This window comes from Thermodesulfobacterium thermophilum DSM 1276 (assembly GCF_000421605.1).
Taxonomy (GTDB): Bacteria; Desulfobacterota; Thermodesulfobacteria; order Thermodesulfobacteriales; family Thermodesulfobacteriaceae; genus Thermodesulfobacterium; species Thermodesulfobacterium thermophilum.
Genome location: NZ_ATXI01000041.1, coordinates 1 through 1,234 on the forward strand (window position 1 = coordinate 1; position 1,234 = coordinate 1,234).

The 1,234-nt window shown below is 48.2% G+C and carries 2 protein-coding genes; both read right to left on the reverse strand.

Annotated elements, in window-relative coordinates; translation table 11 throughout:
• Positions 1–73 precede the first annotated feature (73 nt).
• Entirely contained in the window at positions 74–1,030 is a 957-nt protein-coding gene (locus H529_RS0109425; protein ID WP_022856237.1) for an NADH-quinone oxidoreductase subunit B family protein, read from the reverse strand.
• A gap of 3 nt (positions 1,031–1,033) precedes the next feature.
• Positions 1,034–1,234, reverse strand: a 201-nt coding sequence (locus H529_RS0109430) for a hydrogenase iron-sulfur subunit (protein WP_028843184.1), incomplete at its 5' end; no start/stop codon positions are given.

The following is a 1,234-nucleotide window of genomic DNA, read 5'->3' on the forward strand; positions in this document are numbered from 1 at the left end:
TCAAGCCTTGTCATGGGATTTATCTCTATCCTCTGCATACCCTTCCCCTCCTCTCTGTTTTTTATCTTCTTACCTACTTTCCAAACCTCTTCCCTATCATAGACCCTGGCAAACTATACCGGTAAAACAACCTCACAGGGTCCTCTATCCTGTCTACCAAACCTTCATCCTCCAAAGCACTCGCTACCGCACTTATCGCCCTCAAACCATAATCCCTTACCCCTGGTATCGGTCCTCCACATCCCCTGCAAGGCACGTTCACCTTCAAACAACTCGCTCCACAGTCTCCCTGTGTAACAGGACCCAAACACAAATAACCCGCCTCAAGCAAACATGCCTCCTCCTCTACTCCCCCTTCTATCACCCTCCTAACCTCTAATACAGGCTTCTTCTTCTCCCCCCTTAACACCGGGTTCCTCGCACATACCTCACACACCGCATGCCCCATCGTTATCCAACTACCCTTCGGCGGTAACTTACCCTCTAACAACGCAACCAACGCCGCCTTAACATGCTCATAATGCGGCGGACACCCTCCTATGTAATAATCCACCTCCACCACCTGATCCAACGTCCTCGCCTCCGTCAACTCCGGTAACTCCAACTCATACCTCCCATCTACCACATACTTGGGACTCGGTAACTCCCCTGTAGGATTGTCTGTGCTAAACGTATCCCTATATGCCTTCTCCAACAACTCCTGATTACTATGCAAATTAACCAACCCCTTTATCCCTCCTAAACTCGCACATATCCCATAGGCTATCAATATCTTACACTTCGCCCTCATCACCTTCGCCATGTGCTCGTGTTCCTTGTTCCTTATGTTACCTGTCAACAAACCCACATCCACCGACCCATCTGGCATTGCCTCAAAATCCTTATACTTCACATCCACAAGTGTAGGCGCAAAAAACACTATGTCCACCGCACTAACCACATCCACCAAAAAATCAGCTAAATCCACCAAACTTATATCACAACCTGCACAACCCCCTGCCAGGTAATATGCTAACTTAGGCTTGCTCATCTCCTATACCCCCTTCATTGGATTTGGTCCTATTTCCCTTACCTTAGCATCCATCTCCGTTATTATGTCCGCAAACTTCTTACCCTCACTACCTGATATCCACTCAAGCCTCACCCTCTCTCCTTCCACTCCCAACTCCTCTAACACCCTCTTCAAAAGCTTAAAACGCCTCAATGCCTTGTAATTACCTGACCGGTAATGACA

Excerpts from the sequence above, each read along its gene's own strand:
- H529_RS0109425 (WP_022856237.1), bottom strand. The coding sequence starts at position 1,030 with ATGAGCAAGCCTAAGTTAGCATATTACCTGGCAGGGGGTTGTGCAGGT.